Here is an 11,657-nt window from a genome sequence, read left to right on the forward strand (position 1 = left end):
GAATCGTGCCTCCTGGATGTCCACGTAGTAGCCGACTTCCTCACGCGGCACACGCGCGCCGGCGACGACCATGGCGTAGCGTCGCGCGGCGAGCGCCGACTCGAGACCCGCCGCGTCCACCACGCCGGAGGGCCGGGCGCGCACGGCGGGTGACGCCGCGGCGGTCGGCGCAGCGCCGGCATCCGCGGTGGCCGGCCCGGGCGCCGCAGCAGTCTCGGGCGGGCGACCGGCGCAGCCGGCGAGCAGCCCGATGCACAGGAAGAGGGCGATACGAACGGTCATGCGATTCCCCGGCGCGACACGAACGCCTTGAATTCCTCGGCTCCGATAGGTCGGCTGTAATGATAGCCCTGCCCGAACTCGACACCCTGCCCGCGCAGCCATTCCGCCTGCGCCGGTTGCTCGACACCCTCCGCCACCATGCGCAGGTTGAGCGACTGCGCCATCTCGATCACGTGCACGACCACGTGACTCGTAGCGGCGCCGGTGCCGATGGCCTCGACGAAGGTCTTGTCGATCTTGAGCTGGTCCAATGCGAACGTGGAGAGATACGTGAGGCTGGAGTACCCCGTGCCGAAGTCGTCCACGGCCACCGCGTGCCCGCGCGCCCGGAACTCAGCGATGCGGCTGCGCGCGAGGTCGGCGTCCACGAGGGCGCGTTCCGTGATCTCCAGCTTGAAGGACGACGGTGGCAGGTTGGCCCCGAGCAGCGAGTCCTCGAGTCCCTCGGCGAAGCGCGGGTCGTGCAGGTCCTGCGACCCCAGGTTCAGCGCCATCGTGAGGCTGGGATGCTCGTGCAGCCAGGGTCCCAGTTCGCGGAGGGAGCGCTGCAGCACGGCGAGCGTCAGGTCGGTGACGAGACCCTCGCGCTCGGCGAGGGCCACGAAGCTGTCGGGCGGCACGGGCTCGTCGCGCTCGGTGGTCCAGCGGGCGAGGATCTCCGCGCCCGCGCACTTGCCGGTCGCGAGCTCGATGATCGGTTGGTACACGGCCGTGATGCGCCCCTTCGCGATGGCCTCGCGCAGCTGCGTGGCGCGGCTGAACTTGTAGCGGGTGTAGCGCAGCAGCAGGTAGAGCCAGAGCGACAGCACCAGGACGCCGGCACCGGCGCCGAGGAAGACGATGCTGCGGTAGCGCGTCCAGAACTGCTCCAGCGGCTCCACGGCGACGATGTCGATCGGCATCTCGCCTCTGCGGGAGAACCGCGAGATCGCCCGCGAGCGCTCGCGGTCCATCGTGAGGCCGACGGGCAGCGCCGTCGGCGATGGCAGGGCCACTCCCGCCGGGCGCGACGTGAGGCGCAGGCCCTCCACCCACAACCCCGCTTCGCGTCCCTCGAGGGGACCGACGTCGAGCAGCGCGTGCGGATCGATGGCCACGTCGTGGTCGCCGAAGCGCATGAGGAAGAGTTGGATGCCACCGACCTCGGTTGCTGGGCTCGGCCACCACGCCACGACGCCCGAGTCGTAGATGCGGTCGGCGCGCGGCGGCCGGAGGCCAGGCCCCGTGAGGAAGCCCACGCCGCACTGCCGGTCCGCGGCGCGCCAGAACCCGATCGCGCGGATGTGCGGACGCCCCATCGCGGCGTCGCGCAGGGCCTCGAGGTGTTGCGGGCTGCAGCGCGCGTGCGGCAGCCGCTCGAAGTCCTGGAGCAGCGTGCGTGCATCCACGATCATCGATTCGGCGCGCGCCCCGAGGGCGTTGGCCAGGCCGCCCACCGCCCGCTCGTCGGCGCCGATCGAGCCACGCCACAGGACGACCGTGAAGACGATGGCGAGCACGATCACGCCGACGAGTCCCGTCGTGGCGACGCGGGTGAGCGTGCGGTCGCGCTTGGTCATCGCGAAGCCGACTCGCGGCGCGCGACGAGCAGCATCTCGTGCGATTCCCGTCGCAGCGGTTCGAGCGAGAAGCCGTCGTAGGCCGCCTCGACGACGAGCCCCGCATCGGCCATCACGCCGGCAAGGTGCGTGGCCGTGTAGAGCCGGATGCGATGCACGCGACGCTCCACCTTGCGGCGGCGGGTCCAGGCCGATGTGATCGTCAGGACGCCGCTCCGCGCGTCGAAGCTGGGACCTGCGGGACGCCGTCGAATGGTCCGCACGCGTCGGCTATGGCGCGCGGGGCTTCGTCTTCCTTTCGGTGGGTGTTTTTGCGCTCCTGGCCGCTACCGATCGGATCGGTTCCGCCGTCGGATCCTCGGGCACTGCAGGCTGGCTCGCGGGCCAGCCCCTGGGCCGCCTATGGCTCCTGCTTCTGGGATTGGGCCTGTGGGCCTTCGTCGTCTGGCGGCTGATCCAGAGCCTGTTCGACGCTGACCATCAAGGACGCGATTGGCGAGGCTACCTGTCCCGCGCCGGCCAGGCGCTCAGTGGTGTCTTCTACGGCCTGCTCGGCGCGACGGTGTTCGAATACCTCGACGAGTATGGTCCCCGCTCTGAAGCCGAAGATGTCGCCGAAAACCAGGAGAAGGCCGCGCAGCTTCTCGCCCTCCCTTTCGGACAATGGCTTGTGCTGCTGGTCGGGCTGGCCGTCCTCGCCCTGGGCGTCGGCAATATTGTGCGGGCGCTGCGCGACGACTTCACAGGCAGCCTCGCCTGCTCCGAAGCGATTTGCAGGCGCGTCGCGCCCCTGGCCCGGGTCGGTTACGCCGCGCGTGGTTTCGCCTATCTCCCGCTCGCGGCCTTCGTGGTGCTGGCCGGCCTGCGCGAGAGCCCGGAGCCGGTCACCAGTTTCGGCGGTGCCCTGAACGCTCTCGAGGCGCAACCCGGCGGCGCCTTCGCGCTGGGGCTGACAGCCGCCGGCCTGATCGCCTTTGGCGCCTTCGCCTTCGTCGAGGCGCGATGGCGGCGCATCCGCCCGCCCAAGGAACTGGCCTAATCCAGGAGCGCCCGGGCGGCGGCGCGGGCGGCCTCCGTCACCTCCCGGCCGGCGAGCATGCGGGCAAGCTCCTCCTCGCGGCGTCGAGCGTCGAGCTGCTCGACCCGGGTGCGCACGGCCCCGTCGGCTTCGGCCTTGGAGACCTTGAAGTGGGCGCCGGCCCGGGCGGCGACCTGAGGGCTGTGGGTGACGATCAGGACCTGGGCGGCCTCGGCCAGTTGGGCCAGGCGCTGGCCCACGGCGTCCGCGACCGCGCCGCCGACGCCCTGGTCGACCTCGTCAAAGATCATCACCGGCTGGACGCCGTGGGTTCGGCCGGCCAGCGACGCCTTCAGCGCAAGCGCGAACCGCGCCAGCTCGCCACCGGAAGCGATCTGATTCAACCCGCCCCAGGGCGCACCCGGGTTGGTCTGGACCTGGAACGTCGCCCGGTCACGCCCACGCGGCCCGGCCTTGTCCCAGTCCAGCGTCTCGACCTCGACGCGAAAGCGCGCCTTCTCAAGCTTGAGGGGCCCAAGCTCGCCCTGGACCGCCGCCGACAGGCGTTCCCCCGCTTCCGTTCGCGCCGCGGACAGGGCCTCGGCCTGGTTGCGATAGGCCTCTTCGGCCGCCGCGGCCCGGGCGTCGGCCTGCCGGAGCGCCTCGGCGCCGTCCTCGATCAGGTTCAGCTCGCCGGAGATGCGGGCGCGCTCGGCCGGCAGGTTCTCGACCGCCACGCCCAGCTTGCGGGCCAGGCCGCGCAGGGCGAACAGTCGCTCCTCGGCCTTCTCCAGCCGCCCGGGTTCGAAGTCGAAGGCCTGGGCCGCGGCGTCCAGCGCCTCGATGGCCTCCTGGGCTTCCGAGAGGGTGCGGTCGATCGCCTCCTCGGCCTGGGCCAGCCGCTGGATCACCGGGTTGCCGTCGGTCGCACCGGCCTGGGCCGCGCGCTGGCGCGCTCGCTCCACGCCCCGGAAGGCCGAGGCCAGCTTCTGGGACAAGGTGTCCGCGCCCAGCGCCTCGCGCGCCGCATCCAGGTCCGCCAAGGCCTTTTCGGCGGCGCCGAGCAAGGCCCGCTCCTCGGCCAGCGCCGTCTCCTCGCCTTGGCGCGGATCGAGTTGGTCCAGCTCCGCCAGCCGTTCGGCCAGCAACTCGGCGTCTTCGGCCGCCCTAGCCGCCGCCACCTTTAGCCGTTCAAGCTCAGCCGCCGCTACGGCCCGCGTCTCCCAGGCCTCGCGCACGATCGCGACGCGGTCGGCCAGTCCCGCCCAGTCGTCCAGCAGATCCTGGTGGGTCCGGGGGTCGAGCAGGCCGACCGTCTCGTGCTGGCCATGGACCTCGATCAACTGTTCGCCGAGCGATCGAAGCACCGCCACGCTTACCGCCTGGTCGTTGACGAAGGCGCGGGAGCGGCCGTCGGCTCCCTGCTGGCGGCGCAGAATCAGGTCCTCGCCCGGGTCGGCCTCGATGCCCGCTTCGTTCAGCGTGGCCCACAGCGGATGATCGGATGGCGCCGCGAAGATGGCCGTGGCCGACGCGTTTGCCGCGCCCGCGCGCACTAGCCCGCCGTCGGCGCGCCCGCCCGTGGCGAGACCCAGCGCGCCCAGGATAATCGACTTGCCGGCCCCGGTCTCGCCGGTCAGCACCGTCAGGCCCGGCCCGAACTCCAGGTCGAGCGCCTCGACGAGCACAAGGTCTCGAATGGACAGGCCGGTCAGCATGTCCCGCTTCTAGAGGATTCGGAGGGGGGAAGTCGTCAGCCCGGAATCAGCCGGCGCAGCCAGCCTTCTTCCTCGGGCTCGACATCCAGCTGGCCGCCCTCGCGGGTCACCAGCACATAGGCGTCCGAGTACCAGCGGCTGCCGGGGAAGTTGTGACCCAGCACCGCCGCGTTGCGGGTGGCTTCTTCGGTAAGGCCCAGGGTGAGATAGGCCTCGACCAGACGGTACAGCGCCTCGGGCGTATGCGAGGTCGTCTGGTGCTGCTCGATCACGCGGCGGAAGCGGCCGATGGCGGCCAGCGGCTGGTCGCGGTGCAGGTACCACCGGCCGATCTCCATCTCCTTGCCGGCCAGCTGGTCATTGACCATGTCGATCTTGACCCGCGCGTCGGTGGCGTACTGGGTCGAGGGGAAGCGACGGACCACGTCGGTCAGGGCGACCAGCGCCTGCTGCGTAGCCGCCTGATCCCGGCCCACGTCAACGATCTGCTCGAAGTAGCAGATCGCCTTCATATAATAGGCGTAGGAGACCTGCGGGCTGCCCGGATAGAGCTGGATGAAACGGTCGGCCGCGGCGATCGCCTCTTCGTAGTTGTTGCGCTGATACTGGGCATAGACCTGCATCAGGATCGCCCGGCGCGACCAGGGCGAATAGGGGTGTTGGCGCTCGACTTCGCGGAAGAACTGGACAGCCTCCGAGAAGCGCCGTTGATCCAGCCGCTCGAGGCCCACCGAATAGAGCACCTCGACCGGACGCTCCTGATACTGAAGGCGCGGCTGGCTCGGGCGGGACCCCACGCACCCGGCGAGCGCGATTGACATCGCGCCGGCCAGCACCACGGCGACCACGCTGCTGCGAACGGAGACTGACTTCACCGGCGACACCTTCTCGCACGCCCCGAACAGGTTCGGGCCCCAGACGAACCTCGGCTTCTACACGAGCGCCTGTGACCCGCCAACCGCTGGCGTGGCGGCCGAGACCCTTATAGAAGCCCCGCCAAGAAGCGGTCGCTCTTGGGCGAAAGGATGGCGCGATGAAACTGCTGGCCGGAAACTCCAACAAGCCTCTGGCCCAGGCCATCGCCGACCATCTCGACATGCCCCTCACCCGGGCCCAGGTGAAGCGCTTCGCCGACAACGAGGTCTTCGCCGTGATCGAGGAAAACGTCCGCGGCGAGGACGTCTTCGTGATCCAGTCGACCAGCGCCCCGGCCAACGACAACCTGATGGAGCTGCTGATCATCACCGACGCCCTGGTCCGGGCCTCGGCCAGGCGGATCACGGCGGTCATGCCCTACTTCGGCTACGCCCGTCAGGACCGGAAGACTGGCGGCCGTACGCCGATTTCCGCCAAGCTGGTCGCCAACCTGATCACCCGCGCCGGGGCCAACCGGGTTCTGACCATGGACCTGCACGCAGGCCAGATTCAGGGCTTCTTCGACATCCCGACCGACAACCTGCTGGCCACTCCCGTCCTGGCCCAGGACATCAAGGAGCACTACGCCAAGTCGTCGGACCTGATGATCGTCTCGCCCGACGTGGGCGGCGTCGTCCGCGCCCGGGCCTTGGCGAAACGCCTCGACGCTGACCTGGCGATTGTCGACAAGCGCCGGCCGAAGGCCGGCGAGAGCGAGGTGATGAACATCATCGGCGAGGTCTCGGGCCGCCGCTGCATCCTGTTCGACGACATCGTCGATTCGGGCGGCACGCTCGTGAACGCCGCCAAGGCCCTCATGGACCAGGGCGCGGCCGAGGTTTCGGCCTACATCTCCCACGGCGTGCTATCCGGCCCGGCGGTCAATCGGGTCGCCGACGGCCCGCTGAAGGAGCTGGTGATCACCGACTCCATCGCCATTTCGCACGAGGCGGAGACCTGCCCGAAGATTCGCCGCGTCCCGGTCGCCCCGCTCATCGGCGAGGCGATTCGCCGCATCGCGAACGAGGAATCGGTCTCCAAACTGTTCGATTAAGCGTCGAACAACTCTTTTGAGGGCGCTATGATGTCTGCAAGTGGCCTAACGGCCACGCTTGTGCATCGGGGTCGGCCAAATGGTTACCTTTTCGCCTCGCCGCGCGTCGCTGGTCGGCGCCGTCGCATTTGGAATGCTGCTCTCGGCCTGCGAGTCGGCGCCCGAGCCGGTGGTCGCGCCGCCGCCTCCCCCGCCGCCGCCGTTGCCCGCGCTCGCTCTGAACAGCGGCGTGGCCGAGGCCGCCGCCGTCTACCTGGCCTACGTCCAGGACGCGGCCCAGATCTCCTCCAGCTTCGCCAACGGTGACGAAGTGCGTCAGTCCCTGATGCGCGCCGCCAGCTACGAGCCGACCCAGCTCTCGCGCGGCATGGTCGCCTACGCCGCCGTGGTCGCACTGCAGTCGCCTGAGTTCGTCAACGGCGTGCGCGGTCTGGCCGCCGATCCGGCCAACCGGGACACCCTGGTGCGCCAGATCATGGCGGACCCGGCCTATGCCGCCCAGCTGCCCGGCGCTCGCGAAGCCGCCGGCCTGATCGCAGCCCAGATCCAGAGCCACGGCCAAGGCGTCTACAACGCCGGCTCCGCCGTCAAGCAGACCGCTTACGACGTCCAGCGCCAGCGCTGGTCGGCCCAGCACGTCACGGATCGCGACGCCCGGCTGGAGCGCGCCCGGGTGCTTTCGGCCACGCCGCTGAACCCCAACGCCGACGAATCCGTGCGCCTGCTCCAGGCCGCCCTCAGCGGCGAAGGCCTGCCTGTCCAGCCTGCCGAGGCCGGCCCGCCCTACACCCAGGCCGTGATCCGGGGCCTGGCCATCGCCGCGCTCGCCGCCCTCGGCCAGGCTGGCGAGGACGCCCGCGCGACGACCGAGTCCCTGCTCAACGAGCCGGTCAGCGCCGACTGCCTGAACTTCTCCAAGTTGATGATGATGCAGTGCCTGGCGGCGTCCCGCCCGCACTACGAGGAGATCTTCTGCCTCGGCCAGCACATCATGATGGACACCGCCCAGTGCGTCGTCGACGCGGCCGGCACGGTCACCCCCATCCTGCAGTCGCCCGTCCTGATGGCCCAGCCCGCCTCGGTCGAAACGGCCTCGGCCGACGCGACCAGCTCGGACGCCCAGACGCCGAACTAGTCCGCGACCCAGGTCCGCAGGCTTGGCTGGACTGACGTTGGGTCAGGCGGTCAACATCTCCCGCTAGCGTCGCCGCATCGCGACTAACGGGGAAACATGTCCGAGGCTCTGCCCCATTATCGCGATCCCGGCGAGCGGCTCGCCGACCTGATCGTCCATCTCACCGGCCTGGGGCTCGCCCTGGTCGGCGGCGGGATGCTGCTGGGGCTGGCCATCGGCTTCGGCCACGTCGAGCGCCTGACGGCAGCCTCCATCTACGCGGTCGGCCTGCTGACCATGCTGGCGCTCTCGACCGCCTACAACTTCGCGCCGGCGTCCTATCAGCCGCTGCTGCGACGCTTCGATCACGCCGGCATCTTCCTGATGATAGCAGGCTCCTACACGCCCTTTACGACCCAGTACCTCGAGGGGGCCTGGTCCTGGGGCATGACGGCCGCGGTGTGGTCCATCGCTGGCGTAGGCATCCTGGCCAAGCTGTTCTTGCCAGGGCTCGGCCGGCTGTTCTGGATCGCCGTCTACCTGATCCTGGGCTGGCTGATGGTGGTGGCGCTGGAACCGCTTCGCCAGAACCTGGGCCTGGCGCCGCTGATCCTGCTCGGCGTCGGCGGGCTGCTGTACACGCTCGGGGTCGCCTTCTACAGCCGCAAGGCGCTGCGCTTCCGGCGCGCCATCTGGCATGGCCACGTCGTAGTGGCCGCAGCGGTCCACTGGGTCGCGGTCCTGCTGGCGGTCATTTCGAGACCGGCCTCCTGACCGACCTTTTCGAGCGGGTTCCCCCTGTTGCGCCCGCAAGGCGAAGCGTGTATCTAGCCGCGCTCTTGATTTCACGGGTCGCAGACCCCCCGCCGCGCGGCTGCGCGGCGGTTTCGTTTTGAGGCTAGCCGCATGGCCGAGATCATCCTGAACGTTGAAGTCCGCGAAGGCGTCGGCACGGGCGGCGCCCGTTCGGCCCGCCGCGACGGCAAGGTCCCCGGCGTCCTGTACGGCGGCGACAAGGCCCCCGTGGCCATCGCGGTCGAAGAGCGCGCCTTCCGCAAGTCGCTCTATACCGGCAAGCTGCTCGGCCACCTGGTGACGCTGAAGTACGGCGACGAGACCCAGCCGGTCATCGCCAAGGACATCCAGTTCGACCCGGTCACCGACCGCCCGATGCACTTCGACCTGATGCGCGTCGACGAGAAGGCCCCGGTCAAGATCTCCATCCCGGTCCACTTCAAGAACCAGGACCAGTGCGAGGCCTTCCGTCAGGGCGGCTCGCTCGAGATCGTCCGCCACGACGTCGAGATCATGGTCCGCGCCGACCAGATCCCCGAGGAACTGGTCGTCGACCTCAAGAACCACAAGCTCGGCGACACCATCCGGATGTCCGAGATCAAGCTGCCGGAAGGCGCTCACCCGATCATCACCGACCGCGACTTCGTGATCGCCTCGATCAAGACGTCGTCGGCCGCCCTGTCCGAAGCCGCCGACGAGGCTGCTGACGCCGCCGCCGCCGAAGAGGCCGCCGCCGAGGCTCCGGCCGAGGAAGCCGCCGCCGAGGGCGAAGGCGAAGCCCCCGCCGAGGAAACCTCGGAAGGCTAAACCGCCTTCGAGGCTGGAAATCAGCGGCCCCGTCCTGCAATCAGGGCGGGGCCGTTTTCCTATCTGGAGCAGGCATGCTGATCCTGGCCGGCCTCGGAAACCCGGGGCCCAAGTACAAGAACAACCGCCACAACATCGGCTTCATGGCCATCGACGCCATCGCCGAGGAATGGCGCTTCGGCCCTGAGCGCGCGCGCTTCCAGTCCGTATCGCGCGAAGGCGAGATCCCCACCGAGCGCGGCCCGGTCAAGACGCTGCTGCTCAAGCCCCAGACCTACATGAACGAGAGCGGCCGCGCCGTCGGCGAGGCCATGCGTTTCTTCAAGGCCGTGCCGGCGGACGTCATCGCCTACTATGACGAGATCGACCTGGCCGAGGGCCGTTTCCGCATGAAGACCGGCGGCGGCGCTGCCGGCCACAACGGCGTGCGCTCCATCGCCAGCCACATCGGCCCCGACTTCCGCCGCGCCAGACTGGGCGTAGGCCACCCGGGCCAGAAGGAACTCGTCATGCCGTGGGTGCTCGGCGACTTCTGGAAGGCCGAACTTCCCTGGCGGGACGCTCTGCTCGACGCCTGCGCCCGCGCCCTGCCCTTCGCCGCCATCGGCGACGACGACCGCTACCAGGCCGAGGTCATGCGCCTGGCGCCCGCCCCCAAAGCCGACCCCAGGAAGGCCGCGCGGGAGGAATAGGTCCATCGCGGCTGCGGGAGAGGCCAGCTAGTTCGTAGAGGTCTCGTCGGACTCAGTAGCCGGCGGTCGGGAAAGCACAGAGCGCGGATAGCCAGCCTCTTCCAGGTCAAGGGGCTCCGGCATGGGGTCAGGCGGCCAGGTGTCAGCCTCCCATGTTACGTCCCACCCCTGCGGCGAGAACGGATAGACAACCTGATATCTCCAGGTGTCGAAGCGACTGACCTCGCGTGCGATCGGCGTGGCCAAAGCCAGCGCCATGAACGACAGGCAGAACACATAGCGGCCCCGCCACAGCGTCCACCACAGTCCGAGCACACCGGCCATGCCGAGACCGAAAGTGCCAAGCGCGGAGACCAGGAGAGGCATTGGTGGGCGGAAGCCCAGATCCAAAAGGCCCGATACAGCCCAACACTCTACCAAGGCGATCCCGGTGATCATCACCCCGACGAAGAAGAGCGCGCGACGAAAACCGCCCGAGGGGTGAACGTTGCGCACAGCCAGTAAGCGCGTTGCGAGCAGGCCCACAGCCAAGGCAGCCACCCCGATGAGGACCAACCACGGCGCCAAGAAGGGCGGTATGTATCGCTGGCGAAAGAAATCGAGCTGACTGCGGCTTGGCAGTTCGCGAATGCTTTTCACCACGATCAAGCCGCGTTGCCCTCCGAGATGGCCTGAAGCACCATCGAAAAAAATGCCCGTGACCTCTACGGCTTCACCTTCGAAGGGACGCAGTTCCGGATCATCAGGTGGCGCGTCGATCGCCAGCGATGGTCCGTTCAAGTCCATATAACCATCGTAATCCTCGCGGCTCATGAAAAGCTGGCGATCGTGGTATTCGGTGGCGATCACTCCCTGGGTCTCGACGAACTGTCCGTGGAAGGCTGCGGGATTGGCCTGTATCGCGGCCAGAGAGACACGCTCCGGATCGGGTGGCCCCGGCGGTTCGCGCCACGGCCGCTCCTGTGCGCAGCCCGTGCAAAGCCAGCATAGGAGCAGCAAAAGAACCGGTGCGAAGCGCATGGGCCATTCCAACCATGCGCCACTCGAAGTGGCAAATGGCTGCCTCGCGGATTGAGTCCCCGCATCGAAGGGTGCGTTCGCGACGCCGCTGCGGCTCCGCCGTCACCCCGGACGCGAGCGCAGCGAGCGATCCGGGGCCCAAGCACCTCTGCGCCGCCTGCGTTCAGGTCCCGGCTCTTCGGCCCTTCGGGCCTGCGGCCGGGATGACGCGAGATGCGGGGGTTCGGCCGAAAGATCGAGTCGAAAACCCCCGCCCTCGAAAAGGGCCGCACATTGCCCCTGTCCCGTCGCACGGGGAGGGCGCGTGGCCAGCGACCCTGCGGGCGGCGGGATGCGGATGAGCGGATTGAGCGGCGGGGCGGATTACCCGTCGGGTCCGGGACCCTGGTCGCTGCGCCAGGGCCCGCCGTCCGGGGCCGGAACAGCTGCGTAGCCCCTAACGAAGGGCGCCCAGCAGGGGCTTCGGGAAAACATCCGCGGCGGAGCGTCTCCTTTGCCGAAACACACAAACTCATCGGTCTCCGGGCGAAGGCCCGGCGCTCCGCCGCCCGCCCCAATCTCCGCAGCCGCAAGGCGCGGAGCCGTCCCCACGCACCCGAAGGTCGCCCATGCGCCCACGCCCGTCCCGCAAGCTCAGCTTCGACCAGTTTCTCGACCGCCTCATCGACGACGCCCGCTACCTG

Annotated in this window: 11 protein-coding genes and 1 pseudogene; 6 read left to right on the forward strand and 6 right to left on the reverse strand. The window is 69.2% G+C overall.

All coding sequences use genetic code 11. The features are described 5' to 3' along the window. The 3 genes from Q0M60_RS11115 to Q0M60_RS11125 all read right to left on the reverse strand — a co-directional run. A partial coding sequence (locus tag Q0M60_RS11115) for a hypothetical protein (RefSeq protein WP_296819317.1) occupies positions 1-282 on the reverse strand: 282 nt, incomplete at its 3' end. Beyond that, entirely contained in the window at positions 279-1,841 is a 1,563-nt protein-coding gene (locus tag Q0M60_RS11120; protein ID WP_296819319.1) for an EAL domain-containing protein, read from the reverse strand. The genes Q0M60_RS11120 and Q0M60_RS11115, both read right to left, overlap by 4 nt. Further along, positions 1,838-1,999 carry a hypothetical protein gene (locus Q0M60_RS11125; protein ID WP_296819320.1) on the reverse strand — a complete coding sequence of 54 codons (162 nt, stop codon included), beginning with the start codon at positions 1,997-1,999 and terminating at the stop codon, positions 1,838-1,840. Before Q0M60_RS11125 ends, Q0M60_RS11120 begins: the two co-directional genes overlap by 4 nt. Before the next feature lie 77 nt (positions 2,000-2,076). Between Q0M60_RS11125 and Q0M60_RS11130 the strand changes: the two genes are divergently transcribed. Next, positions 2,077-2,880: a DUF1206 domain-containing protein gene (locus Q0M60_RS11130; RefSeq protein WP_296819340.1), complete on the forward strand. Its 804-nt coding sequence runs from the start codon at positions 2,077-2,079 to the stop codon at positions 2,878-2,880. On the opposite strand, the gene recN is transcribed toward Q0M60_RS11130, so the two are convergent. Then, complete coding sequence (gene recN / locus Q0M60_RS11135) at positions 2,877-4,577, reverse strand: DNA repair protein RecN (protein WP_296819323.1); 1,701 nt, start codon at positions 4,575-4,577, stop codon at positions 2,877-2,879. The genes Q0M60_RS11130 and recN overlap by 4 nt on opposite strands. A 35-nt stretch (positions 4,578-4,612) precedes the next feature. Beyond that, on the reverse strand, positions 4,613-5,452 hold the full coding sequence (locus Q0M60_RS11140) for an outer membrane protein assembly factor BamD (protein WP_296819325.1): 840 nt from the start codon (positions 5,450-5,452) through the stop codon (positions 4,613-4,615). Positions 5,453-5,610: 158 nt separating this feature from the next. Between Q0M60_RS11140 and Q0M60_RS11145 the strand changes: the two genes are divergently transcribed. The 5 genes and pseudogenes from Q0M60_RS11145 (at position 5,611) to pth (ending at position 9,954) form a co-directional block, all read left to right on the forward strand. After that, the gene (locus Q0M60_RS11145) at positions 5,611-6,546 is read left to right on the forward strand and encodes a ribose-phosphate pyrophosphokinase (protein ID WP_296819327.1); all 936 of its coding nucleotides are present in this window, start codon (positions 5,611-5,613) and stop codon (positions 6,544-6,546) included. A gap of 79 nt (positions 6,547-6,625) precedes the next feature. Then, positions 6,626-7,681: a hypothetical protein gene (locus Q0M60_RS11150; RefSeq protein ID WP_296819328.1), complete on the forward strand. Its 1,056-nt coding sequence runs from the start codon at positions 6,626-6,628 to the stop codon at positions 7,679-7,681. Positions 7,682-7,777: 96 nt separating this feature from the next. Next, on the forward strand, positions 7,778-8,434 hold the full coding sequence (locus Q0M60_RS11155) for a hemolysin III family protein (RefSeq protein ID WP_296819330.1): 657 nt from the start codon (positions 7,778-7,780) through the stop codon (positions 8,432-8,434). Between the two features lie 132 nt (positions 8,435-8,566). After that, positions 8,567-9,175: pseudogene (locus Q0M60_RS11160) on the forward strand (50S ribosomal protein L25/general stress protein Ctc); the annotation flags it as partial. Between the two features lie 161 nt (positions 9,176-9,336). Next, entirely contained in the window at positions 9,337-9,954 is a 618-nt protein-coding gene (pth, locus tag Q0M60_RS11165; protein ID WP_296819335.1) for an aminoacyl-tRNA hydrolase, read from the forward strand. A 27-nt stretch (positions 9,955-9,981) separates the two neighbouring features. On the opposite strand, the gene Q0M60_RS11170 is transcribed toward pth, so the two are convergent. Continuing rightward, positions 9,982-10,974: a hypothetical protein gene (locus Q0M60_RS11170; protein WP_296819338.1), complete on the reverse strand. Its 993-nt coding sequence runs from the start codon at positions 10,972-10,974 to the stop codon at positions 9,982-9,984. Positions 10,975-11,657: the final 683 nt, after the last annotated feature.

The organism is Brevundimonas sp. (assembly GCF_024711105.1).
In the GTDB taxonomy this organism is placed as follows: Bacteria; Pseudomonadota; Alphaproteobacteria; order Caulobacterales; family Caulobacteraceae; genus Brevundimonas.

Bases quoted from the DNA above. Each gene is read 5' to 3' on its own strand.
- Q0M60_RS11120 (WP_296819319.1), bottom strand. From the start codon at position 1,841: ATGACCAAGCGCGACCGCACGCTCACCCGCGTCGCCACGACGGGACTC.
- recN (WP_296819323.1), bottom strand. From the start codon at position 4,577: ATGCTGACCGGCCTGTCCATTCGAGACCTTGTGCTCGTCGAGGCGCTC.
- Q0M60_RS11145 (WP_296819327.1), top strand. From the start codon at position 5,611: ATGAAACTGCTGGCCGGAAACTCCAACAAGCCTCTGGCCCAGGCCATC.
- Q0M60_RS11150 (WP_296819328.1), top strand. From the start codon at position 6,626: ATGGTTACCTTTTCGCCTCGCCGCGCGTCGCTGGTCGGCGCCGTCGCA.
- Q0M60_RS11155 (WP_296819330.1), top strand. From the start codon at position 7,778: ATGTCCGAGGCTCTGCCCCATTATCGCGATCCCGGCGAGCGGCTCGCC.
- pth (WP_296819335.1), top strand. From the start codon at position 9,337: ATGCTGATCCTGGCCGGCCTCGGAAACCCGGGGCCCAAGTACAAGAAC.
- Q0M60_RS11170 (WP_296819338.1), bottom strand. From the start codon at position 10,974: ATGCGCTTCGCACCGGTTCTTTTGCTGCTCCTATGCTGGCTTTGCACG.